Below are 23,403 nucleotides of genomic sequence, written 5' to 3'. Positions count from 1 at the left end.
GCACGTGTGACAGATGCGAACAGTCGGCGTTCGCGGACAGACGCCACACATCGACGAGAGACGAGTCGCACGCCTTTTGACGCTGCGCCGAATACGACGGTAACAAGCGAATGATCTCGAAGGGCTGCGAACAGTGCGCCATGGGAGGGAAGATGGTACTCTTCGTCTACGGGTACTGTGACCAGCGGGACTGTTTCTACTGCCCTCTCGGCGAGAACAGAAAGAACGTCACCGACGTGTACGCCAACGAGCGCCTTGTCGAGGAGGACGAGGACGTCATCCGCGAGGCCAAGCGGATGGACGCGCTCGGCACCTCGATTACGGGCGGCGAACCGCAGGAAGCGCTCGACAAGACCTGTCGGTACCTCAGCCTCCTGAAGGAGGAGTTCGGCGAGGACCACCACACCCACCTCTACACGGGTATCCCGGGCGGGCGCGAGAACATGCGCCGCCTCTCGGAAGCCGGCCTCGACGAGGTTCGGTTCCACCCGCCGCTGGAGCTGTGGGGCGAGATGCACGGCACCGAGTGGGAGGAGATTCTCTACGTCGCCCGCGAGGAGGGGCTCACCCCCGCCTTCGAGATTCCCGGAATCCGCGCCGAGGAGGAGTTCCTCGAGTTCCTCGACGAGGGCGCGGCCGACTTCTGCAACGTCAACGAGTTCGAGATGTCCGACGGGAACTATCGACGGATGCAGGAGGAGGGGTACGAACTGCAAGAGGGCCACATGTCGGCCGTCGACGGCTCGAAGGAGGCGATTCTGGACGTGATGGGCGACCACGAGCGCGTCTACTTCTGCACCTCGGTGTTCAAAGACGCTGCCCAGCACAGAAACCGCCTGAAGCGGATGGCCCGCAACATCCGCCGGGAGTTCGACGAGATAACCGACGACGGCACTCTGGTCTACGGCAAGACGTGGGAAACCGAAGCGCGCCTACAGGAACTCGGCGTCCCCGAGGAGTTCTACACTGTCAAATCCGAGCACGTCGAACTCGCGTGGTGGCTTCTGGAGGAGATGATCCAGGAGGGCGACGTGGAGAGAGGCGAGATCGTCGAGCAGTACCCGACCGTCGACGGGACCGTGGTCGAACGGACGCCGTTGGCGTAACGCGGCGGTTTTTTGGTCCAGATTTTTGTGCGGAGCGCGAGCGAAGCGAGCGCGACGAAACAAAAAGGTGGGACGGTACCGTGGTCGAACGGACGCCGTTGGCGTAACGCGGCGATTTTTTGGTCCAGATTTTTGTAAGGAGCGCGAGCGAAGCGAGCGCGACGAAACAAAAAGGTGGGACGGCACCGTGGTCGAACGGACGCCGTTAGCGTAGATTCGGTCAGAAGTCGCCGAGTTCTCAGACGTACTCGACGGTGAGCGCGTAGTACGCGCTCGGGCCGAAGACGAGCGCCGCGGCGACGACGACCCACTCGTCGAGCGTCACGCCGAGGGCACTCCCGACGGCGAGCAGACAGACACCGGCGGCGACGCCGCCGAAGACGAACAGTCGGCGCGTCGACGGCGACGGAACGACGCCCGCGTGCGCAGCGTACAGACCGCCGGTGAGCGAGACGAGAAGAGCGTCCGCCGTCGCGTACAGCACGGTGTCGGCGACTGCACCGAGACAGAGGAGAGCGACGGCGACACCCAGACAGCCGAGCGCCGTCTGCGCGGGCGAGAGCGGATTCAGCGGCGACCCGTATCGGAGGTAGTAGGCCAGCGGCGGTAACAGCGCCAGCAGCGCCAGCAGCACGCCGAACGTGACCCCGGCCAACGGCGTCGAGGCCCGAACGCCGCCCAGCGTCGCCTCGACGAGGAGAACCGCGCCGACGAGTCCGCCGAGTGCGAGCACGGCCGTCGGCGGGAGCACGTTCGTCGGGTTCTCGTCGTGGACGACGGCGTAGGCGACGAAGGGATAGCCGAGGAGGACGGCGACGAGCGTCGTCCGCAACACGTCGCCGGTGAGCACGAGCGAGGAGACGAGAAACGAAAGCGAGAGCAACGTCCCGGCGACGAGTGCGAACTCCGGGACGCGTCGACTCATACGTGGCGCTTCGAGCGGCGCGACAAAACGGGTTTCGACCCGGTGAGCGATACACAAGCGTTTAGATGAACGCCTGAGTAGTCACGTTCATGCCGGACTGTCCACTGGCCGACGAGTGCCCCAGTTTCTCCGAGCGAATCCAAGGGATGGGTTGCCAACACTACGGCGACCGCGGCGGTGCCGAATGGTGCAGCCACTACAGCATGCCCATCCGCGAACTGAAACAGCAACCGGTCAAACCCGGCGAAGAGGTCGTCGTCGAGGTGACCGACATCCACGAGAGCGGCGCGGGCGTCGGGCGGACCGAGGACGGGTTCATCGTGATGGTCGACGGCGTGCTCCCCGACGCGCGAGCGCTGGTGAAGATTACGCAGGTGAAATCGAGCCACGCACGCGCCGACGAGGTGGAGCGACTGCCGATGGAACCCGAGGAGGAAGAGCCCGAACCCGAGCGAAGCGGCGACGACGACGAGGGACCGAAGCGTCCCACGGCGCTCGGCAGCCGCGACAACTTCTGGGGAGCGTAAGCACCGCCCGCCGCCGAGGCGGCACCCACGGACAGTCCCGACTTTCGGTTTTCTGTAGCTTTTTGCCGACGGCGTTCGACGCACGCGTATGGACGAGCAGGACGTGAACGAGATACTCGAACAGGCGGGCTTCGCGCCCGACGAGAGCGTCCTGACGCGCCGACAGGCCGAGGTGCTCGCACTGCGCGAACGCGGCGTCCGTCAGTCTGACATCGCCGAGTTCCTCGGCACGTCGCGCGCGAACGTCTCCAGCATCGAGGCCAGCGCCCGCGGCAACGTCGAGAAGGCCCGCGAGACGGTGGCGTTCGCCGAGGCACTGACCGCACCCGTCCGCGTCGACGTCCCCGAGGGGACCGACCTCTACGACGTTCCGAAGGAAGTGTACGACGCCTGCGACGCCGCCGGCGTGAAGGTGAACCACACCGCGCCCGACCTGATGAAAATCGTCAGCGACGCCGCGGGCGACGCCATCCGCGGGCGCGAGGTTCGGGTGCCGCTTCTCGTCGGGGTGACGAGCGAGGGTGCGGTGAGGGTACGGCGGTCGGCGTAGGCAGGAGCGTCCAGAGGCGTTTACGATCTGATTTCTGTGTGAGGAGATACAGATAGTATAATATCTCCACCTTCCTCAACTACGCCCGATGGAGCGGCGTAGCCTCTTGGGATTGGTAGCCGCGTTCGCGCTTGCTGGTTGTTCCTCCAACGCCGAGCAGACGATAGAGGTCTCGGGGCTGGTAGCACGGAACGCCGACGACACCGCTCACACCCTCGATATTGAAATCGTCGTCGACGACGAACTGACGTTCGAGGCGTCCGTCAGACTCGATGCTGCGGTGTACGACGGCGACCGTCTCGTCGACGATTCGACCAAAAAATGGCGCGACGTTGGTTCCGAATCCGAGCGGTATATCCTCCGAACCAGAATCGACGAGAACGAGTGGTCCGAGACCGACTTGGCCGAGGCAGGGTTTTCGTGCGTCAATGTGGACATAGACATTCAGCTAGGCGGTGAAGAGAGAATTCTGTATTATCACTGTGAATCCGGCTAAAACCGTCGACGAGAGACCCAATCACTCATCCCTCACCAATCTGGGTCACATTCAGGCCGAAATACTTCCCGACTCGAATCTCCGCTAGCGTGCAGGAGCGCGAGAGGTCCCACGTCAACGAATCCGAAAAGAGACCGGATTTAGCCCGAATTCGGTACCTGTTCGAGATAGAGCAAACATCTACAATGGTGTACGTCGAGTTCGGTGCGAGGTCGTAGTCGGAAGAAGAGAGCAGTTCGTCGCTCGCTGCGTCGAATAGTTCGAGCCGTAAGGGAGCCCAGTCGGATTTCTCGTTGACGATTCGCAGATTGGATTTCGGGGAGTCGCCGCAGGTGAGAGGTGAATCTTCGGTCGTGGTTCGCTCGGACTCCTCTGCGTTGTCGCACAGAGAGTCGCCTACCCCCGGGGGAACGTTGGGCGAGTCTGGTTCACGTCGGTCGGCCGAGAGACAGCCCGCAAGCAGCGGAGCGGCGACGATAGCCCGGAGGACCGCCCTTCGTTTCACAATTCTCGATAACGACAACGTGGAATAAGCTTTCCGTGCGGACAATCACACTCGGGTCACCGTCGAAATACCCGATATTGCACGTCTTGCCGACTTGAGAGATACTTTTGCGTGCACTGTCCTCGCACACCACATGGACCTCGGAGTATCCGGAGACGTAGCACTGGTGACGGCGAGTTCGAGCGGCCTCGGCCACGCGAGCGCCGAATCGCTGGCGGCGGAGGGCGCGCACGTCGTCATCTGCGGCCGCGACGAGGAGCGCCTCGACGAAGCGGCCGAGGAACTCGACGCCGTCGGCGACGGCGAGGTGCTCGCGGTGCCGACGGACCTCACCGACCGCGACGACATCGCGGCGCTTGTGGAGGCGACCGTCGAGGAGTTCGGCCAGTTGGACCACCTCGTCACCTCCGCTGGCGGGCCGCCCAGCGGGAGTTTCGACGACATGTCCTCCGAGGACTGGTACGGCGCGTACGACCTGCTCGTGATGAGCGCCGTCTGGACCGTCAAGGAGGCCGAACCCCACCTGAAGGAGAGCGACGCGGGCACCATCACCTGCATCACCTCGACGAGCGTCCGCGAGGTCATCGACGACCTCATCCTCTCGAACAGCGTCCGTCGCGGCGTCATCGGCCTCGTGAAGTCGCTCTCGCGGGAGTTCGCTCCCGACGTTCGCGTCAACGCCGTCCTGCCGGGCGCGCACGAGACCTCACGCGTCGAGGAACTCGTCGAAGACGCCGTCGAACGCGGCGACGTGGACAGCTACGAGGAAGGACTGGAGGGATGGTCGAACGGCATCCCGATGGGCCGCATCGGGAAACCCGAGGAATTGGGTGATACCGTCGCGTTTCTCGCGAGCGACCGCGCGAGTTTCGTCAACGGCGTGGCGCTCCCCGTCGACGGCGGGAAGATGCGCTCCTAAGCCACCTTTTACGCTGCGCGAGAGCGCTCGGCGCTCTCGCTCGGTAAAAGCTGGACCAAAAACACTCCTCCTTCGGTTCGTTCGCTTCGCTCACGTCCCTCAGTCGTCGGCCGAAAATCGCGGAGCGATTTTCGGGCACATCAGAACACAGTTCTGAGGGCGGCCCGCTCGCGCCTCCGGCGCTTGCGGTATGGTGTTCTACCTAGAATCGCCCTTCCTCTCTCAGCACCGAAACCACCTCCCGCACTCGCTGGGCCTGTTCCTTCGGCACCACCAACACCCGGTCGTCGTAGGCGACGACCGCCAGTCCCTCCACACCCACCAAGGAGACGTGTTTGTCGTCGCTGGCGACGACGTTGTCCGCGGCGTCGACGGCGAGAAAGTCGCCGAGCGCGACGTTTCCGTCGGCGTCGGCGTCGAGCACGCGCTCCAGCGCGTCCCACGACCCCAAGTCGTCCCAGTCGAACGTCGCGGAGACGACGGCGGCGTGGTCGGCGCGCTCCATCACCGCGTAGTCGACGCTCACGTCGTCGACGGCGGCGAACCCTCTCTCGGCGTCGCCCGCGTCGAGCGCCTCGACGAGCGGCGCGAGTTCGGTGTCGCGGGCGGCGTTGAGGAACGAATCGGGCGTCCACGCGAAGATGCCCGCGTTCCACAGATAGCCCGAGTCGACGTACTCGGCCGCGGTCTCGGCGTCGGGTTTCTCGTGGAACGCCGCGAGGTCGGCGTGCGGTTCGGGTTCGTCTCGCTTCTCGCCGGGTTCGATGTAGCCGTACCCGGTGTCGGGTCGAGTGGGTTCGACGCCGAAGGTGACGAGCGCACCCGTCTCGGCGGCGACGCGAGCGCCCGCGCGGGCGACGGGCTCGAAATTCCCGGAAACGGTGTGGTCGCTCGGGAGGACGAGCACGACGCAGTCGCCGGTTTCTTCCTGTATTCGGTGGGTCGCGTAGGTCAGCGCCGGGCCGGTGTCTTTGCCCTCGGGTTCGACGAGTACCGTGGCCTCGGGGGCGTGGTCGGGAACCTCGTCGGCGAAGTCGGCGCGCGTGCAGACGAACAGTTCGTCGGCGAAACTCGCGCGCTCGGCCGTCTTCGAGAGCAACGAGTCGTCGTCGGAGTCCGAGAGCGAGAGAAACTGCTTCGGGCGGTGGCTCCGGCTGGCCGGGTAGAGTCGGGTGCCGGTGCCGCCTGCGAGCACGAGCGCGACGAGCGGTCTGTCCATGGGCTACGGAGTCGCGGCGGGGGGAAAGCTATCGTGGACTCGGCGCGCGTCACCACGTCTCGACGACGCCCGCGCGGACGTCCTCGGCGCAGCCCTGACAGTCGGGGTGGTCGGCGTCGAAACAGGATGGACGGCCCTCGTCGCCGATGCCGACGGCTCGCCGTTCGGCGTAGCGGCGACAGACGAGTTTGGCGCGGCCTTCGTCGTCGACGGGGAGCGCGTCGGGGACGCCGCCGGACTGCCCCTCGCGGTAGGCGCGCTTCGACTCGGCCCACTGCCGACCCGCCTTGCGGAACGTCTGTCGGACGATGCGTTCGAGGCGCGGGTCCATGCACTCGAATTGCGGCCGGGCGGTAATAATCCTCGTGGAGTCGGCGCGTTCACTTTCGCTCGTCGAGCGGACGTTCGGCGACTGTCGGCAAATACCTCCGCCAAATCGCCCGAAGACGAGCGCTCCGAGCGTCAGACGCGCGTCCGACGTAGACCGCGCCCAGCGGCCCCCACCCTCGGGATTTCACTTCCGTCGCGGTGCCGGAACTTTTTATACCAGTAGGAGCCAACGGGCGTATGCCTCTCATAGAAAACCAGAGAAGAGGCAGTGAGACCACATGACAGATTTGCGTACACACGCAGCGGAGATTGCGGAACAGTTCTCGGACCACCTTGACGTGGACGAAGACGAGATCGAAGAGCGACTGGACAACCTCGTCAACGAGTACAAAGTGCCCGTGGACGAGGCGCGACGGAGCGTCGTCAACCACTACCTCGACGAGGCGGGACTCGAACGCGACGCGATTCGCGCCGGCGGCGGCGGCAGTCAGGCCGTCGAAGTCTCGGACATCGACGAGGACGAACAGTGGGTCGACCTCACGGTGAAACTCGTCGAACTGTGGGAGCCGCGTAGCGACTCCATCTCGCAGGTCGGCCTGCTGGGCGACGAGTCCGGCACCATCAAGTTCGTCTCCTTCACCACGTCGGAACTCCCGGAACTGAAAGAGGGAGCGGTGTACTCCCTGCAGAACGTCGTCACCGACGAGTACCAGGGACGGTACTCGGTGAAGCTCAACCGGACGACGACCATCACCGAACTCGACGAAGAGATCGAAGTCGGCGACGACTCGGTGAGCGTCGAGGGCGCGTTCGTCGACATCCAGAGCGGGTCGGGACTCATCAAGCGCTGCCCCGAGGAGGGTTGCACGCGCGTGCTCCAGAACGGCCGCTGCTCGGAACACGGCAACGTCGAAGGCGAGTTCGACCTGCGCATCAAGGGCGTCCTCGACGACGGCAACGAGGTGCAGGAGATCATCTTCAACAAGGAGATGACCGAGGAACTCACCGGCATCGCGCTGGAGGAGGCCAAACAGATGGCGATGGACGCACTCGACACGACCATCGTTGCCGACGAGATGGCCGAGGACGTGCTCGGGCGCTACTACCGCGTCTCCGGGCCGACGCTCGGGCGCTACGTGCTCGTCAACGAGTTCGAACAGCTCACCGGTCCGGTCGACGCCGAGGCCGTGCTCATCAAAGCGAGGTCGATGTAAATGAGTCAATCCGCACCCACCCGCGAAGTCGCCCGGCGCGTCTTCGCCCAGGAGTTCAACGACGCTGCATACACGTTCAAAGAGTCCGACGACGAGCGCGCGCCCGTCTACCTGCTGCTGCCCTCGGGCGCGCAGGCCAACCGCGTGTTCCTCGTCGGCACGCTGACCGAGAAGGAGGACGTCGGCGAGGACAACGAGTACTGGCGGGGCCGCATCGTCGACCCCACCGGGACGTTCTTCGTCTACGCCGGGCAGTACCAGCCCGAAGCCGCGAGCGCCCTGCGCGACCTCGACGCACCCTCGTACGTCTCCATCGTCGGCAAGCCGCGAACGTACGAGACCGACGACGGCACGGTGAACGTCTCGGTCCGTCCCGAGTCCATCAGTAAAGTCGACGCCGCGACGCGCGACCGCTGGGTCGTCGAGACGGCCGAGCGCACGCTCGAACGCGTCGACAGATTCGAAGAGGAAGGCAACGAGTACGGCCGGATGGCCCGCGAGCAGTACGACCTCCCGGTCGACAGCTACCGGCAGGCCGCCATCGCCGCGCTCCAAAGTCTGGAAACGACCGACGAACTGGAAGCCGAAGCGTAGTCACGTAGCCGCGTAGTCGGCTGACACCGCAAACGACACACCGTCGACCGCACTCCGGACCGACCGCGCACGCGTTCCCCCGGCGCGCGGTTCGGAGTCGCGGTCATGACGCGGTGGCTCGGTCGGAGTGAAACTGACGACGAAGTCGCACGGAGAGCGACAGCTACAGAGAGAATCGACGACAGAACGCCGCCCGGCACGGCGCGAACGGAAACGCGTCGGGTGTTGCAGCACCCGAACGCCGGGCATCCCTACCACGGAGAGCCCAGTGAGCACTGATAGCCCACTCTCACAAGAAGCTACGGAAAACGAACATAGACAGGAGAACGTCACCGGTCCGCATCCCGCGTACGACGACCACGGCCGTCTCGACTACCGATACTGGCGCTGTGAGCGGTGTGGGTTCGAGAGTGTCGACCCCCGACTCCGCGACGGCTGTTTCCGCTGCGGTGCAGCGCGGGCGGGTGGAGACGAGGGAGGCGGCGATGCCGACTGACCGCGACTCGCCGAGCGCCGACTGGCGGCGCGTCTACGCGGAGATGGGCGTCGACGCCGACGACGAGGGCGCAGCGGAAGCACGTCTCGGCGACGAACGGATAGACGCCTACGCGAGGGAAGCCGACTCGGAACCCGACGGCGACGAGACGGCCGCGCCCGAGTCCGAGAACAGCCCGACTCGTCGAGAAGGTCGCGCCTGATTCAGGGGTTCGCCCGATTCGGCGGCGTCGCGGCCCGACCCCCGCCGACAGCGTCGGCGTCGTCTACTCAGTAGTCGGCGTAAAGGGGGCAGTTCGACGGAGACAGCGCGCAGTTCGACGGAGACGACCACAGTGCGGAGACGTTCGTACGGTCGCACCCGAACCGACGGGTAGCCGACGCGAGATTCGGGCCGTGACCTACAGTCGAACAGACTGGTAACCCGTCTGACGAACGATTAAGTAGCACGGAGTCACAACTCAAGAGCATGGGCAACAAGAACAAGACCATCTCGTTTCGCGTCAACGAGGACGCGTTCGAGACGCTCCGCGAAATCGCCGAGGAGCGCGATATCTCGCTCTCGGCGGTGTTTCGTGACTACGTGGACACGCTCGTTGCCCACGACGGCCAGGTGCGAGTCGTCCCCGAAAACGAGTTAGAACGGAGTCACGACGACGATACGGCCAGCTTTCCACCGACCGTCGAGGTACCGAAGAGCTTCATCCGCGAACACGAGCGCCTCGAACTGGAGACCGAACACCTCCGCGAACAACTCGAGGAACACAAACGCTACGTCAACTACCTGCGCGAACAGGTGGAGGAACTCGACGGCGACGACGAGGACGTGATCCAACTCGAAGAGTTGGACGGCGAGCGCGACGACCAACCGTTCCGTCTGGGCTGACGGTTCCCCCGTTTTCCCGCCACACTCACCGCGTCAGCGACCGCTTCGCCTCGGCGGATTGCTGCTGCATCTCCCGGTTACCGTCGACGGCGGCGAGCGACTCGACGGCTTCGAGCGTGCGCACCGACTGGTCGAGAAACGAGAGGACGTCGCCGGGGTACGCGTAGAGCATGTAGTCGTCGGTCATCACGTCGACGATGGCGTCGGGACCGAGTCCCTGCGCTCGGAGCTCCAGCAGGTAGCTGACGAACTTTCGCTCCGGGTGGCCGCAGTAGGGGTTAGTGTCGCAGTCGCAGTCGAGGAAATCCTGCGCGAAGTCGAGCACCCGCTCGCGGGTCGCCTCGTCGAGTTTTTCGAGGCCGTCGCCGGTGTACAGCACGTCCAGCGTCGCTCCCTTGAACGCGCCCTTCGGGATGCTCGTCTCCAGTTGGGAGGCGATCTGGCGGTGGTTCTTCAGATAGATTTTGTCCGTGATGGCCACTGTCGGGCGGTGATAGGCGGGTCGGCCCCAAAAGCGTCTCGGCTCTCGGAGCGGAGTCCAGGAGTGTGCGCCCTGTCGTCCACTGGCGAATCTCAAGCAAGTCGTAACGTATTTGAGTCGCAGCGGAGTACGATTGGATGTGTCCGGGTTGGGGTAGTGGACCATCCTTCAGCCTTGTGGAGGCTGAGACGCGGGTTCGATTCTCGCACCTGGACCTTTCTGACGCGAACTACGCCACGAGCGACTGCACTCAGAGAGCGCGTCGTGAGTGCTCCGTGGGCGTCGAAGGTCATCGAAGAGAATCGAACCCTGCAAGGCGCGCGCAACGAAGTGAGCACGTCTTGCTCCGGTTCGATTCTCGCACCTGGACCTTTCTGTCTCCGAGTAAAACGAGGAGACGAAGGTCCGTTGTAAGAGAGCGAACCACGAGAGTCGCAGCGCGAACGGGGTGAGCGACCGTCTCTCGGAGGTTCGATTCTCGCACCTGGACCTTTCTGACGCGAACTACGCCACAAGCGACTGCGCTCGGAGAGCGCGTCGTGAGTGCTCCGTGAGCGTGTGCTCGCGTCGGCGAGAACTCAGTACCCGCCTGCGTCGTCGAAGCAGCGTCCGCACCGGGACGCACCGCCGTCGTCGACGGCGTCGGCCAAGTCGACGACTGACGTGGCCTTCTCGGAGACGTGGAACAGCGCCCCGCAAGCGGTGAGTCGGTGAGCGTGGTCGGTGGGCTTGTGAACGGTCTCGGTCTGCTCGTTGAGGACTCCCCGCATTGTTTCTACGGAGGACTCGAGTACAGTAAAACGTGGTACCCGTTAACTACGGGAAACGGCAGTCATCGGACGCGTCTCGGATGGACGAGGTCCGGCGATACGGCCTCATTCGCCGCCACCGCGTGGAACGGGCCAGTCCTAGGAGGTCGTGAGAGGTACCGTACCGACACCGTGAGGGTGACGGCGTCGGCCGAGTCATCTCCACCGGAAGCGAAGGGGTTCGTCGAGGATTCGAGCGAAGAGGTCGCCCGGAGTCTTCGGCTAACTCGCCGCGGTTCGGTCCGTGGCCGAGGCGAGGTGTAAACCGAGCGTCGTCGCCGGTGCCGAGTGTCGGGCGCTCGACCGGCGAGAACGGCGTCGCCGCATCCACGGGTTGCGGCGTCGGACGCTCTCAGAGCGACCCCGGCGGATTCGAGGAGCGAATCGAGCGGATGGCGTCCGGAGAACCGCTCGTCTGGATGATGTCGAACGCGGTCATCAGGTCTGTCCGCGAGACGATACCGACGATGTCCCCGTTGGCGTCGATGACGGGGAGGCGGCCGACACCGTTCTCCTGCATCAACTGCAGTGCCTCCATCGCGTCGAGGTCGGGGGTGACACTCGCGATATCGCGCGACATCACGTCCTCGACGCGATATGCGTCGCGTTCGACCTCGTCGACCGACCGAGCGTCGTTGAGTGTCACCATCCCGGTGAGGCGGCCGCCGCGCATCACCGGATAGCCGGTGTGTCGCTCCGTGAACATCCGGTTCATCAGTTCGGCGATGCTCGTGTTCTCCTCGACGGTGTGGAGGTCCTCCTTCCCCGTCATGATGTCGCGGACGGTCACGTCCTGGAACGCCGCCTTCATCACGGTCTGCTGGGCCTCGCTCGACGCGCCGATGTAGATGAAGAAGGCGAGCGCGACGAGCCACAGGTTCGCGAACAGTCCGAAGATACCGAGCAGGAACGCGAACGCTTTGCCGACTTCGGCCGCAATCTGGGTCGCTCGGGCGTACGACCGGTCACGGGCCAACAGCGCGCGGAGCACGCGTCCGCCGTCCATCGGGAACCCCGGGAGCATGTTGAACACCGCGAGGAGCACGTTCGTCAGCGCGAGGTAGCCGAGCACGAACCTGGCGGCGTCGAGACTCGCCGGAAGCGCGAGAAACGCGACGTAGGAGAGAACGCCGAGGGCGATACTGACGGCCGGTCCGGCGAGCGCGACGTTGAGTTCCTGCTTCCAGTTCTCGGGCATCTCGGTGAACCGGGCGACGCCGCCGAACAGCCACAGCGTGATGGATTCGATCTCGAAACCGTAGCGGAGCGCGACCAGCGAGTGGCCGAACTCGTGGAGGAGGACGCAGGCGAACAGTCCGACGGCGGCGGCGGCGCCGAGAATCCAGGGCATCGCTCCCGCCGTGAGTGGCCCGGCGTCCAGCGACGACCCGAACAGGTCGTTGACGGTGCCTGCGAGCGATCCGACGTCGAGTCCGATGAGATACGCAAAGAGTGGAAGTACCAACAGGAACGTGAAGTCTAACCGGATGGGGATACCGAAGGCGCTCCCGATTCGAATGCCTCGCATACGAGAGGTTAGGGTCCGGGCCTTCTTAAACTCGGGCGTGGCTCCGGCGGTGGCGGGAAACGCTTACACCCCGTGGGGCGTAGACGCGAATATGGAATCCAACGACGGTGACGACGGCGGGGCGGTCGTCAAGCGCGAGTCCGAAGTCGAGTACGAATCGGTCGGCGCGGCCGAGGGGATGAGGAAAGGTGTGCTCCTCAGCGACGCCGACGGTGCACCGCACTTTGCGATTCGACGGTTCAGCCTCGACCCCGGAGCTTCGGTCCCGAAACACACCAACGAGGTCGAACACGAGCAGTACGTTCTCGACGGCGAGTACACGGTGGGCGTCGGCGGCGAGGAGTACGAGGTGTCGGCGGGTGACTCGCTTCTCATCCCCGCGGGCGTCGTCCACTGGTATCGAAACGAGAGCGACGAACCGGGCGCGTTCCTCTGTGCGGTGCCGAACGGCGACGACAGCATCGAGTTGGTCGAGGAGTAGGGAGGCGGAACCCGGGGGAGCCTCCGCGGAGTCGAATCCCTGAAATACCCCGTTCTCGTACCACTCGACGTGTCTCAGCAGGTCGCGCAGGTCGACACGCTGTTCCTCCACGAGAGCGGCGGCCGCGACGATTACACCGTCGTCGCCACCCGCGACGGCGAGCGGCTCTTCCGCGGCCGACTCGGTCTCAAGGAGACGAACGCCGGTCCCCGACCCGGGAAGTTCCGCATCGTCGACGGTTCGGACGAGGTGCCGCGAAGTCCCGACCAGTTCGTCGAACTGGCCCGCCGAGCGTCGCGTATCCGCATCTCCCAACAGACCTCCCAGCACGGTCGAAGCGAGCTACGGGAGATGCTCGACGGCTACCAGCTCGACGCGCTCGTCGTTCGGACCTGCCGGTTCTGCGCCGACGGCGGCCGTTACTCGCCCATCACCGAGGAGACGGCCATCAAGACGGAGCGGGAGTACATCTGTCCGGACTGCGCGATTCGCGAACTGGAGCGAGAGCTCTCGTTCAAAGGGAACCTGACCGCGGCGGCGCAGGACCGCCTCGAAGAGCTCCTCCTGGACGTACAGGACCTCGACCGCATCACGAACCTGCTGCAAGGAAATCTCGACCCCGACCTGACGAAGTTCGACGAGATAAGCGCGACCGTCGAAGACGTCGACCCCGTGCCGACGAGCAGTCTGAATCTGCATCCCGAGCTACAGAAGATGACCGAAGGGCGGTTCGAGAACCTCCTGCCGGTACAGAGTCTCTCGGTCCGAAACGGCCTCTTCGACGGACAGGACCAACTCGTCGTCAGCGCGACGGCGACGGGGAAGACGCTCGTCGGCGAGCTCGCCGGGGTGAACCGTGCGTTGGAGGGGAAGGGGAAACTACTGTTTCTCGTTCCGCTCGTTGCGCTCGCCAACCAGAAGTACGACGACTTCAGAGAGCGCTACGGCCACCTCGCAAACGTCACGATTCGGGTCGGGGCCTCGCGAATCAACGACGACGGCAACCGCTTCGACCCGAACGCCGACATCATCGTCGGCACGTACGAGGGAATCGACCACGCGCTCCGAACCGGAAAGGACCTCGGCGACATCGGCAGCGTCGTCATCGACGAGGTGCACACGCTGAAGGAGGACGAGCGGGGCCACCGCCTCGACGGCCTCATCTCGCGGCTGAAGTACTACTGCGAGGACCGCGCGGAACGCCGCGAGAACTACGGCGGGGCGCAGTGGATCTACCTCTCCGCGACCGTCGGTAACCCCGAGTGGCTGGCGCGACGACTGGAGGCGACGCTCATCGAATTCGAGGAGCGACCCGTCCCCATCGAGCGCCACCTCACCTTCGCCGACGGACAGGAGAAAGTACGAATCGAGAACAAACTCGTCCGCCGCGAGTTCGACACCGAGTCCTCGAAAGGCTACCGCGGCCAGACCATCATCTTCACCAACTCGCGGCGGCGCTGTCACGAGATTTCGCGTAAATTGGAGTACGACGCCGCGCCGTACCACGCCGGGTTGGATTATCGGAGAAGAAAGAAAGTCGAGCGGATGTTCGCCAACCAGGACCTGGCGGCCGTCGTCACGACGGCGGCGCTGGCGGCGGGCGTCGACTTCCCCGCCTCGCAGGTCGTCTTCGACTCGCTGGCGATGGGCATCGAGTGGCTCTCCGTCCAGGAGTTCAGCCAGATGCTCGGCCGTGCTGGACGGCCGGACTACCACGACAAGGGGAAGGTGTACATGCTGGTCGAACCCGACGCCGCCTACCACGGGTCGATGGAGATGAGCGAGGACGAAGTCGCGTTCATGCTCCTGAAGGGCGAGATGGAGGACGTGGCGACGATGTACGACGAGTCCGCCGCCGTCGAGGAGACGCTGGCGAACATCACCGTCGCCGGCAAGCGCGCCAAGCGACTGAACGACCGGATGCTCGGCGAGATACCGACGAAACACGCCGTCGGGAAACTGCTGGAGTGGAAGTTCATCGACGGCTTCGAACCCACCCCCCTGGGGCGGGCCATCACGCGACACTTCCTCGCGCCCGACGACGCGTTCCGGATTCTGGACGGGATACGGAACGGACTGGACCCCTACGCCATCGTCGCCGAGATGGAACTGGCCGACGACGACTACTGAGGTCGAGAACGAGTCCAGAATCGGGGTCGACTGCACGGCCGACCGCCGCACCGCATTGCGAACACCTCACTCTTTTGCCAGCGCGGACCCTCTGGCCGCGCGTGGCAGCGATAACACCGGGCATCGTCTTCGTCTCTCTCGTCATCCTCGCTGCGCTCGTTCTCTTCGCGACGGAGCCCGTCCCGGTCGATATCACCGCGCTCGGGGTGATGGTGACGCTGATGCTCGTGCAACCGGTGACGGAGGCGCTCGCGTCGGTCGGACTGCTGGCCGCACCACTGGTGATGATTTCGGTCGAACAGGGGCTGTCGGGCTTCGCGAGCCAGGCGACGCTCACCGTACTGGCGATGTTCATCCTCAGCGACGGCGTCCAACGGACCGGCGTCGTCCAGATACTCGGCGCGAAAATCGCGGCGGTCACCCGCGAGAGCGAGAGTCGCCAGTTGGGTGCCGTCATCGGCGTCGTCGCCCCCATCTCGGGCTTCATCAACAACACGGCGGCCGTGGCGATTCTCCTCCCGATGGTGACCGACCTCGCCGAGCGCGGTCGGAACTCGCCGTCGAAACTGCTGTTGCCGTTGTCGTACGCGTCGATGTTCGGCGGGACGCTCACGCTCATCGGCACGTCGACGAACATCCTCGCCAGCGATATCTTCGACCGCCTCGGCTACGAGCCGTTCTCGATGTTCGAGTTCACGGGGTTGGGAGTCGTCGTGACGCTCGTCGGAACCGCGTACCTGCTCACGGTCGGTCGGTATCTCACACCCGCGCGCATCAGACCGCAGTCCGACCTCACCGAGGAGTTCGAGATGGCCGAGTACCTGACCGAGGTGCTCGTCCGGGAGGACTCCCCGCTCGTCGGCCAGCGAGTGCAGGACGCACTGGTCGAAACCGCACTCGACGTCGACCTGCTCCAGTTGATTCGCGACGGCGACGTGTTCCTCGAACCGCTCGGCCCGAAGGAGATACAGGCGGGCGACGTGTTCGCCGTTCGGACCGACCGCGACACCTTGATCGAGCTGTTGGACGTGGAGGGGCTGGACCTCGTGCCGGTCCGCGTCGACGAGGAGACGCTGGAGGCCGGCGAAGGCGGACAGAACCTCGTCGAAGTCGTCGTCGCCCCGCAGTCTGCGCTCGTCGGCGAGTCGCTCTCCTCCATCGGCTTTCGTCAGCGCTACGACGCCACCGTGTTGGCGCTGCGGCGCGGCGGCGAACTCATCCGCCGACGGATGGACGACGTGGCGCTACAGGTCGGCGACACGCTGCTCGTGCAGGCGTCGACCGAGAGCGTCGAACGCCTCGACCGCAACCGCGACTTCATCGTCGCCCAGGAGGTAGAGCGCCGCGACTTCCGCGAGTCGAAGATTCCGGTCGCCGTCGGTATCGTCGCGCTCGTCGTCGCCGTCGCGGCGCTCACGCCGATTCCCATCGTCGTCTCGGCGCTGGCGGGAGCGCTGGCGATGGTCGCGACGCGCTGTCTGAAGCCGACCGAGATATACGAGGCCGTCCAGTGGGACGTCATCTTCCTCCTGGCGGGCGTCATCCCGCTCGGCGTCGCCATGCAGGAGACGGGGGCGGACCAGTTGCTCGCCGACTTCGTCGTCGCCAGCGCCGCCGCGTTGCCCATGTTGGGCGTCCTCGCGCTGTTCTACGTCGTCACGGCGCTCTTGACGAACGTTATCTCGAACAACGCGAGCGTGGTGCTGATGGTCCCCGTGGCGGTGGAGGCGGCGACCCAGATCGGGGCGAATCCGCTCTCGTTCGTCATCGCGGTGACGTTCGCGGCGTCGACGGCGTTCATGACGCCCGTCGGCTACCAGACAAACCTCTTCGTCTACGGCCCCGGCGGCTACAAGTTCACGGACTACCTCCGGGTGGGCGCGCCGCTGCAGTTGCTGTTCGCCGTCGTCACGACGCTCGGTATCACGGTGTTCTTCCCCGTCACGGGGTGAGCGACGGGAAGCGTGGAACGAAACGCTTTACATTGGATGTCGATTTAGTACTGACGCGGGACCATGGGTTAGCCTGGTATACTTCGGGCCTTGGGTGCCCGTGACCCCGGTTCGAATCCGGGTGGTCCCACTCCACCTTTTTACTTCGTCGGGTGCGCCTCCGGCGCACCACTCCTCGCAAAAAATCTGTCTTCGCGAACGGAGTAAGCGAAGGCTCGTCAGAGCGAAGCTCTGACGGTGGATCAAAAAGGCCGCACAGTCGGTAGCTCCCGTCGTTCGTCCCAGTCACGTGACCCGGGGGGCGACGGTGTCGTAGTTTTACGTATCCTATCGAATTCGGCCGTCGGTTGGGCGAGCATCACTTCCACCCCGAGGCGATACTTCTTACACGGAGAGGAACTAAGCGTGTGTCAATGGCGCAGGCATCGAATCAGGAGTTGACCGAGCGGTTCATGCAGTTCTACCGCAACTACTACCGGGACCGCATCGGGCAGCTCGCCCAGAACTACCCCAACGAGCAGCGCTCGCTCTTCATCGACTACGACGACCTCTATCGCTTCGACCCGGACCTCGCCGACGACTACCAGTCGCACCCCGAGCAGATGCGGGAGTACGCCGAGGAGGCCCTCCGCCTCTACGACCTCCCCGCGGACGTCAGTCTCGGACAGGCGCACGTCCGCCTCGACAACCTCCCCGAGAGCATCGCGATTCGCGGCATCCGCGTCCACGACGACCACGTCGGGAAGATGGTGAGCATCCAGGGCATCGTTCGCAAAGCGACCGACGTCCGGCCGAAAGTGACGCAGGCGGCGTTCGAGTGCCAGCGCTGCGGAACGATGGCGTACATCCCGCAGTCCGACGGCAGTTTCCAGGAACCGCACGAGTGCCAGGGCTGCGAACGACAGGGGCCGTTCATGGTCAGCTTCGACCAGTCGGAGTTCATCGACTCCCAGAAACTCCGCGTCCAGGAGAGCCCAGAGGGCCTCCGCGGCGGCGAGACGCCCCAGAGCATCGACATCAACGTCGAAGACGACATCACGGGGAGAGTGACCGCCGGCGACCACGTCACGGTGGTCGGGGTGCTCCACATCGAGCAGATGAAGAACGGCCAGGAGAAGTCGCCCATCTTCGACCTCTACATGGACGGCGTCTCGGTGACCATCGAGGACGAGGAGTTCGAGGACATGGACATCACCGACGAGGACAAGGAGGAGATCGTCGAGCTCTCGACGCACCCGGACATCTACGACGAGATGGTCGCCTCCGTCGCGCCCGCCATCTACGGCTACGAGAAGGAGAAACTCGCGATGATTCTCCAGCTCTTTTCGGGCGTCACGAAGCACCTACCCGACGGCTCTCGTATCCGCGGCGACCTCCACATGCTCCTGATAGGGGACCCCGGTACCGGCAAATCGCAGATGCTCTCGTACATCCAAAACATCGCGCCGAGGTCTGTCTACACCTCCGGCAAAGGTTCGTCCTCGGCGGGTCTGACCGCCGCCGCCGTCCGCGACGACTTCGGCGACGGCCAGCAGTGGTCGCTCGAAGCCGGTGCGCTCGTGCTCGCCGACAAAGGCATCGCGGCCGTGGACGAACTGGACAAGATGCGGCCGGAGGACCGTTCTGCGATGCACGAGGCGCTCGAACAGCAGAAGATTTCGGTGTCGAAGGCGGGCATCAACGCGACGCTCAAATCCAGATGTTCGCTGCTCGGCGCGGCGAACCCCAAATACGGTCGGTTCGACCAGTACGAACCCATCGGCGAGCAGATAAACCTCGAACCGGCGCTCATCTCCCGGTTCGACCTCATCTTCACCGTCACCGACCAGCCCGACCCCGACCACGACGGTAAACTCGCCGACCACATCCTGCAGACGAACTACGCGGGCGAGTTGAACACCCAGCGGACGAACCTCACGACGTCGAACTTCACCCAGAAGGAGGTCGACGCGGTCACCGAGGAGGTGGCGCCGGCCATCGAGGCGGACCTGCTGCGGAAGTACATCGCGTACGCCAAACGCAACTGCTTCCCGACGATGACCGACGAGGCGATGGCGACGATCCGGGAGTTCTACGTCGACCTGCGCGCGAAGGGGGCCGACGAGGACGCCCCCGTCCCGGTCACCGCCCGGAAACTGGAGGCGCTCGTCCGTCTCGCCGAGGCGAGTGCGCGAATCCGACTGTCCGACACGGTCGACGCGGAGGACGCCGAACGCGCGGTCGACCTCGCGCGGTCGACGCTGCAGGACATCGGCGTCGACCCCGAGACGGGACAGTTCGACGCCGACGTCGTCGAGACGGGGCAGTCGAAGACCCAGCGCGACCGGAAGATGAACCTCCGGAAGCTCATCGGCGACATCGAGGGCGAGTACGACGGCGGCGCACCGGTCGAGGTCATCCTCGAAGAGGCAGAGGAGAAACTCGGTATCAGCGAGCAGAAGGCCGAACAGGAGATAGAGGGGCTCAAGCGGAAAGGCGAACTGTACGAACCGACGCAGGGCCACCTCCGAACGACGTAAGATGGACCGAATCTCCGCACTCCGGAACGTCGAGGAGGCGCTTCGGGCGTTCGAGGAGGGCGAGGCGGACCTCGCGAGCGCCGAGCGCCGCGTCGTCGCCGTCTTGCGGACGTACGCGACCGAGTTCGAGGTCGACGGCCTCTCGGCGTATCGCGCACGGGGCGACGACCGCGCCGACGGTCTCGTCGTCGTCGCCGACTCCGAACGTGAAGCCGAAGAACGGATTCGGTCGCTGCTCGACGACGAGGGCGGTCTCACGTTCGAGGTCGTCGAGACGAACTGACCGTCGAGGGCGGTTCGGACGTTCTCCGGGGGATGCGACGAACGAGAAGGGAGACGTGGGACCGATGTGCAAACACTTTAGTCTGTTGCAGCGATACATCAAAAGGACAACGTGAGGGAGACACTCAGTCGTGACAAGTGAGGAGACAGCCGTGGAGAGCGTGTTCGACGGAGCGTCGAGCGTGCTCCTCCTGTCCCCGTCGCTCGACGAAGGCGAGAGCGACGCGTGTATCGAGTTGCTGCACCCCGACGACGCCGACAAGAACGCGCTGTGGGTGTCGTACACCAAGTCTCCGGACGCGCAACTGCGCCGATGGCGAACCCACAGCGAGCATCCGCCGGCGAACGTCGGCGTCGTCAGCGTCGGCGATTCGACGCGCTCCGTCGGCGCGCCTGCCACGGCGGGAGCGGACGAAAAGCAACTCGACACGGGTGTCAAAACCGTCGCCAACCCCAACGACCTCACGGGGCTCGGCATTAGTATCACCGAACAGCTGAGTCGCTGGCGGGACAACGGCAACCGGACCGTCGTCTGCGTCGACTCGCTGACGGCGATGCTGCAGTACGTCGAACTCCAGACGGCCTACGAGTTCCTCCACGTCCTCACCGGCCGGCTGTACGCCGTCGACGCCGTCGCACACTTCCACATGGACCCCGGCGCGCACGACGAACAGACCGTCGAGACCATCGCCTCGCTCTGTGACGCCGTCGTCGAACTCCGCGACGACGGGCGACGCGTCAGGTGTCGATAACTCCGAAGATTTTAATTTTAGAACGGTTACAGCTGTATTCGTGCTGCTGGTCGTCACGTACTCACAGGCCGCGCGAGCGACGCTCCGGAACGTCTGCCAAAGCCACGAGGCGACCGTCGTCAGGCGGTTCGGCCGCGCGGCGCTGTTCAAAGCGACCGAGTTGGGCGCGTTTCTCGCCCTCCGGTTGCGAGCGAAACACGGCGGTGACGTGCAACTGTCGCGGACCGAGCCGTTCAACGAGTTCGCCGAAGTGGAAGCGGACATACGCGAGGCCGCGACGGCGTACGAAGCCCGCGACTCGCCGAGCACGCCGTACGCGAAGTTCGCAGCGGGAACCGACTATCCGAACCCCGAACGGATGCGCGGCCGAGAGCTGTGAGCGTCGTGACGGTCCGCGTCGGCGCGAGGACGTACAGCGGTCGAGCCATCGACCTCAGAACGGAGAACGTCGCGCCCACGGCCGTCTACGAAGCCACAACGGGGGACACGAACGGCCGCGTCGTCGTAGAGAGCCCGGAACCGGGCGAGGGGTACGAGACGCTGTGGTGCATCCGCGAAGAGCCGACGAGTTCGGTCGTACGCTCGCTGGAGGCGGCGGCGCGGTCGCGCGGACAGACCGCACCCGAAGACGACGAACGGGCGAGTGTCGAAGCGACGCTCGCGGAACTCGACGTACCGACGGTCGAGACGACTGCGGCTCGTCGCCGCGTCGCCAGCGTGGGTGCGGACGAGGAGCGGCTTCGAGAACACGTCGCGGAACTGCGGGGAAGACTGCAGGCCCGTCGTGAGGCGGGCGAGAGCGTCGACGGCGTCCGGCAGACGCTCTCGGAGGCGGCCGGGCGACTCACCGAAGTCGAGACGGAGCGGATCGCCGCCGAACAGGCGCTCGAACGCGCCGAGCGCGAGGCCGCCGCCGCGCGAGACGCCCGCGAACGGCGACTCCGACTCGAAGACCGCGCCGCAAACCTCGCACGTGCGGCCCGTCGCCACCTCGCCGGAGGAGTGTACGACGAGTTCGCGTCGGCGTTGCGGTCGCTGCCCGGCGAAGCCGAGCCGGGTGCGGCGCCGACGGAGTTCCGCGGTGACCCCGTAGTCGCCCGACTCGCCGCCGTCCGCGTCGCCGACCTCGACGCGCCCGTCGTCCTGTGCGCCGACCGGTTCGACGACGCCGACGCCGCCGCGGCGGCCCTCGACACCCGAGTCGTCCGAGTTTAAATACGGTCACGCGGCAGACCGGGGTATGGAGCTCTCTTGGAGCGTCGACCACGCCGAGGGCATCTCGTTCGTGACCGTTCGAGTGACCAACGACACGCGCGTCGACCAGCGTATCCGCGTCGAGAACCGACTCGCCGGACCGGTGTTGCCGCCGCGACGTGCCGGCGTGCCGGAGGCCGGATGGGACGACAGCGGGTACGAAACGGTCGTCCCCGCCACGGAGTCCGCTTCCGTCGGCTACGCCTGCCCGGCAGACGCCGACGAACCGCCGGTCGAACTCGTCGAAGCGGGTCGTGTAGACGGACCCGAGCGTCGAGACGCGACGCCGACGACCGAAGAGGCTCTGCGACGGTGTGGCGTCGCACGTCCGCCGCGCGAAGCAGTCACGGTTCCCGAACCGAACGACGGGAGCGGCGACGAGCACCGGGTCGACGAGCACCGAGTCGACGAGCACAGAACCGACGGACGTGAACGGAGAGGTCCGGAACGGGACGCTGGCCGCGACGGAGCGGAGCGTCGGGCGACTCCGGCCGAAGTTCCCGAACCGGTCGACGTGTGGTTCGACGGAGTTCGGGCGCGCATCGGACGGGCCGAGACGCTCACCGGCGCGTCCGTGGCGGAAGCGACGACGACGCTCGAAACGCTCGGCGGCCTCGGGGCCGCGGAGCGACTGCCCGCGCGACTCGAACGCGACGCCACGGCGTTGCGCGCGATCGCGACGAACGCCGAGCGACTCGCCGACCGCGCCGAATCGACGGACGTTCCGGTCGAAGCGCTCGGGAGGTTGGCGTGATTCTCGCCGTCGTCGGCGGAAAGGGCGGCGTCGGCAAGTCGACGGTCGCGTACAACCTGACCGCAGCCCTCGACGAAGGTGGCGAGCGGAGACGGAGTCTCGTCGTCGACGCCGACCTCGGGATGGCCGACCTCCCGTCGAAGCGGGGCCCCGACCTCCACGACGTGCTGGCGGGACGCGCCGACCCGCTCGAAGCGGTTCGAGGTGGACCGGTCGACGTACTCGCGTGCGGGCGGTCGCTGGCCGGCGCGCGGGCGGCGGACCTCGCGTCGCTGTCGGCGGCGCTGGAGCCGGTCGAACGCGAGTACGGAACCGTCGTTCTGGACTGTCCGGCGGGGATGCGCGCCGACGTGGGAGTGCCGCTGGCGCTGGCGGACGCGTGCGTCGTCGTCGCCTCGCCGAAACCGTTCGCGCTCGCCGACGCGGTTCGGAGCAGAGCGCTCGCCCGCGAACTCGGTTCGGGCCTCGCCGGCGTCGTGTTGAACCGCGTCGTCGACGCCGCGCCCGAACGGGCCGTCGGCCGAGCGTTGGGCGCGCCCGTCGCGACCGTCCGCGCGGACCCGCGAGTCGGCGAATCCGTCGAGAGCGAGCGCCCCGTCGTTGCCGCCGCACCGGAGAGCGAGGCGGCGGGGGCGTTCCGGCAGGTCGCGGGCGCGGTTCGCGCCTGTAACCGGTCCTGTAGGCGGTGAGGTCGA

Annotated in this window: 27 protein-coding genes and 2 tRNA genes; 22 read left to right on the top strand and 7 right to left on the bottom strand. The window is 65.6% G+C overall.

Features of this window, described 5'->3' with window-relative positions; all coding sequences use genetic code 11:
• Window positions 1-110 precede the first annotated feature (110 nt).
• Window positions 111-1,106: a radical SAM protein gene (locus tag FCF25_RS08020; RefSeq protein WP_137048095.1), complete on the top strand. Its 996-nt coding sequence runs from the start codon at window positions 111-113 to the stop codon at window positions 1,104-1,106.
• Window positions 1,107-1,344: 238 nt separating this feature from the next.
• On the opposite strand, the gene FCF25_RS08015 is transcribed toward FCF25_RS08020, so the two are convergent.
• Window positions 1,345-2,031, bottom strand: a complete 687-nt coding sequence (locus tag FCF25_RS08015; RefSeq protein WP_137048093.1) for a hypothetical protein — start codon at window positions 2,029-2,031, stop codon at window positions 1,345-1,347.
• An 89-nt stretch (window positions 2,032-2,120) separates the two neighbouring features.
• Between FCF25_RS08015 and FCF25_RS08010 the strand changes: the two genes are divergently transcribed.
• From FCF25_RS08010 to FCF25_RS08000, 3 genes are all read left to right on the top strand, one after another.
• Window positions 2,121-2,558: a TRAM domain-containing protein gene (locus FCF25_RS08010; protein WP_117593341.1), complete on the top strand. Its 438-nt coding sequence runs from the start codon at window positions 2,121-2,123 to the stop codon at window positions 2,556-2,558.
• Window positions 2,559-2,646: 88 nt separating this feature from the next.
• Window positions 2,647-3,108 (top strand): Tfx family DNA-binding protein, encoded by a 462-nt coding sequence (locus tag FCF25_RS08005; RefSeq protein ID WP_117593343.1) that lies wholly within the window; start codon window positions 2,647-2,649, stop codon window positions 3,106-3,108.
• Window positions 3,109-3,196: 88 nt separating this feature from the next.
• Entirely contained in the window at window positions 3,197-3,604 is a 408-nt protein-coding gene (locus tag FCF25_RS08000; RefSeq protein WP_117593345.1) for a lipoprotein, read from the top strand.
• Between the two features lie 25 nt (window positions 3,605-3,629).
• On the opposite strand, the gene FCF25_RS07995 is transcribed toward FCF25_RS08000, so the two are convergent.
• Window positions 3,630-4,109 carry a hypothetical protein gene (locus FCF25_RS07995; RefSeq protein ID WP_137048091.1) on the bottom strand — a complete coding sequence of 160 codons (480 nt, stop codon included), beginning with the start codon at window positions 4,107-4,109 and terminating at the stop codon, window positions 3,630-3,632.
• A gap of 133 nt (window positions 4,110-4,242) precedes the next feature.
• Here FCF25_RS07995 and FCF25_RS07990 point away from each other — a divergent pair, with 133 nt between their 5' ends.
• Window positions 4,243-5,028: an SDR family oxidoreductase gene (locus FCF25_RS07990; RefSeq protein WP_137048089.1), complete on the top strand. Its 786-nt coding sequence runs from the start codon at window positions 4,243-4,245 to the stop codon at window positions 5,026-5,028.
• Window positions 5,029-5,230: 202 nt separating this feature from the next.
• Here the strand turns inward: FCF25_RS07990 and FCF25_RS07985 are convergent, their stop codons facing one another.
• Window positions 5,231-6,247, bottom strand: a complete 1,017-nt coding sequence (locus tag FCF25_RS07985; RefSeq protein WP_137048087.1) for a mannose-1-phosphate guanylyltransferase — start codon at window positions 6,245-6,247, stop codon at window positions 5,231-5,233.
• Between the two features lie 49 nt (window positions 6,248-6,296).
• The gene (locus FCF25_RS07980) at window positions 6,297-6,578 is read right to left on the bottom strand and encodes a hypothetical protein (RefSeq protein WP_137048086.1); all 282 of its coding nucleotides are present in this window, start codon (window positions 6,576-6,578) and stop codon (window positions 6,297-6,299) included.
• 277 nt (window positions 6,579-6,855) lie between these two features.
• Here FCF25_RS07980 and FCF25_RS07975 point away from each other — a divergent pair, with 277 nt between their 5' ends.
• From FCF25_RS07975 to FCF25_RS07955, 5 genes are all read left to right on the top strand, one after another.
• The gene (locus FCF25_RS07975; protein WP_117593354.1) at window positions 6,856-7,791 is read left to right on the top strand and encodes a replication factor A; all 936 of its coding nucleotides are present in this window, start codon (window positions 6,856-6,858) and stop codon (window positions 7,789-7,791) included.
• A complete protein-coding gene (locus FCF25_RS07970) occupies window positions 7,792-8,385 on the top strand; it encodes an RPA family protein (RefSeq protein WP_117593356.1) in 594 nt (197 codons plus the stop codon). It begins immediately after the preceding gene.
• 268 nt (window positions 8,386-8,653) lie between these two features.
• Window positions 8,654-8,881, top strand: a complete 228-nt coding sequence (locus tag FCF25_RS07965; protein WP_137048084.1) for a hypothetical protein — start codon at window positions 8,654-8,656, stop codon at window positions 8,879-8,881.
• On the top strand, window positions 8,871-9,083 hold the full coding sequence (locus FCF25_RS07960; RefSeq protein WP_137048082.1) for a hypothetical protein: 213 nt from the start codon (window positions 8,871-8,873) through the stop codon (window positions 9,081-9,083). The genes FCF25_RS07965 and FCF25_RS07960 overlap by 11 nt, the downstream gene beginning before the upstream one ends.
• A 266-nt stretch (window positions 9,084-9,349) precedes the next feature.
• Complete coding sequence (locus FCF25_RS07955; protein WP_117593360.1) at window positions 9,350-9,766, top strand: ribbon-helix-helix protein, CopG family; 417 nt, start codon at window positions 9,350-9,352, stop codon at window positions 9,764-9,766.
• A 25-nt stretch (window positions 9,767-9,791) separates the two neighbouring features.
• Here the strand turns inward: FCF25_RS07955 and FCF25_RS07950 are convergent, their stop codons facing one another.
• A complete protein-coding gene (locus FCF25_RS07950; protein ID WP_117593363.1) occupies window positions 9,792-10,247 on the bottom strand; it encodes a DUF5814 domain-containing protein in 456 nt (151 codons plus the stop codon).
• Between the two features lie 142 nt (window positions 10,248-10,389).
• On the opposite strand from FCF25_RS07950, the gene FCF25_RS07945 reads away from it, so the two are divergent.
• Window positions 10,390-10,462: transfer RNA gene (locus FCF25_RS07945), tRNA-His, on the top strand.
• A 363-nt stretch (window positions 10,463-10,825) separates the two neighbouring features.
• Here FCF25_RS07945 and FCF25_RS07940 read toward each other — a convergent pair.
• Complete coding sequence (locus FCF25_RS07940; RefSeq protein WP_117593365.1) at window positions 10,826-11,017, bottom strand: hypothetical protein; 192 nt, start codon at window positions 11,015-11,017, stop codon at window positions 10,826-10,828.
• A 391-nt stretch (window positions 11,018-11,408) separates the two neighbouring features.
• On the bottom strand, window positions 11,409-12,584 hold the full coding sequence (locus FCF25_RS07935; RefSeq protein WP_117593367.1) for a CBS domain-containing protein: 1,176 nt from the start codon (window positions 12,582-12,584) through the stop codon (window positions 11,409-11,411).
• A 91-nt stretch (window positions 12,585-12,675) separates the two neighbouring features.
• Here FCF25_RS07935 and FCF25_RS07930 point away from each other — a divergent pair, with 91 nt between their 5' ends.
• The 11 genes from FCF25_RS07930 (at window position 12,676) to FCF25_RS07880 (ending at window position 23,397) form a co-directional block, all read left to right on the top strand.
• On the top strand, window positions 12,676-13,065 hold the full coding sequence (locus FCF25_RS07930; RefSeq protein WP_137048081.1) for a cupin domain-containing protein: 390 nt from the start codon (window positions 12,676-12,678) through the stop codon (window positions 13,063-13,065).
• Window positions 13,066-13,134: 69 nt separating this feature from the next.
• Window positions 13,135-15,195 (top strand): DEAD/DEAH box helicase, encoded by a 2,061-nt coding sequence (locus FCF25_RS07925; RefSeq protein WP_137048079.1) that lies wholly within the window; start codon window positions 13,135-13,137, stop codon window positions 15,193-15,195.
• Window positions 15,196-15,296: 101 nt separating this feature from the next.
• On the top strand, window positions 15,297-17,147 hold the full coding sequence (locus FCF25_RS07920) for an SLC13 family permease (protein WP_174786372.1): 1,851 nt from the start codon (window positions 15,297-15,299) through the stop codon (window positions 17,145-17,147).
• 57 nt (window positions 17,148-17,204) lie between these two features.
• Window positions 17,205-17,277: transfer RNA gene (locus FCF25_RS07915), tRNA-Pro, on the top strand.
• A 283-nt stretch (window positions 17,278-17,560) separates the two neighbouring features.
• Window positions 17,561-19,666 carry a minichromosome maintenance protein MCM gene (locus tag FCF25_RS07910; protein WP_117593373.1) on the top strand — a complete coding sequence of 702 codons (2,106 nt, stop codon included), beginning with the start codon at window positions 17,561-17,563 and terminating at the stop codon, window positions 19,664-19,666.
• 1 nt (window position 19,667) lies between these two features.
• Window positions 19,668-19,949: a hypothetical protein gene (locus tag FCF25_RS07905; RefSeq protein ID WP_137048077.1), complete on the top strand. Its 282-nt coding sequence runs from the start codon at window positions 19,668-19,670 to the stop codon at window positions 19,947-19,949.
• Window positions 19,950-20,079: 130 nt separating this feature from the next.
• Window positions 20,080-20,700, top strand: coding sequence for a hypothetical protein (locus FCF25_RS07900; protein WP_198665664.1), 621 nt, complete (start codon window positions 20,080-20,082; stop codon window positions 20,698-20,700).
• Window positions 20,701-20,740: 40 nt separating this feature from the next.
• Window positions 20,741-21,079 carry a hypothetical protein gene (locus FCF25_RS07895; RefSeq protein ID WP_137048075.1) on the top strand — a complete coding sequence of 113 codons (339 nt, stop codon included), beginning with the start codon at window positions 20,741-20,743 and terminating at the stop codon, window positions 21,077-21,079.
• Window positions 21,076-21,915: a hypothetical protein gene (locus tag FCF25_RS07890; RefSeq protein ID WP_137048073.1), complete on the top strand. Its 840-nt coding sequence runs from the start codon at window positions 21,076-21,078 to the stop codon at window positions 21,913-21,915. The genes FCF25_RS07895 and FCF25_RS07890 overlap by 4 nt, the downstream gene beginning before the upstream one ends.
• A 25-nt stretch (window positions 21,916-21,940) precedes the next feature.
• Window positions 21,941-22,708 (top strand): hypothetical protein, encoded by a 768-nt coding sequence (locus FCF25_RS07885; protein ID WP_137048071.1) that lies wholly within the window; start codon window positions 21,941-21,943, stop codon window positions 22,706-22,708.
• Complete coding sequence (locus FCF25_RS07880; protein ID WP_117593383.1) at window positions 22,705-23,397, top strand: MinD/ParA family protein; 693 nt, start codon at window positions 22,705-22,707, stop codon at window positions 23,395-23,397. The genes FCF25_RS07885 and FCF25_RS07880 overlap by 4 nt, the downstream gene beginning before the upstream one ends.
• The last annotated feature ends 6 nt before the right edge of the window (window positions 23,398-23,403 follow it).

The organism is Haloprofundus sp. MHR1, assembly GCF_005155585.1.
Classification (GTDB): Archaea; Halobacteriota; Halobacteria; order Halobacteriales; family Haloferacaceae; genus Haloprofundus; species Haloprofundus halophilus.
The sequence above is the reverse complement of the archived record's forward strand: the minus strand, read 5'-3'. Positions and strand labels throughout refer to the sequence as shown.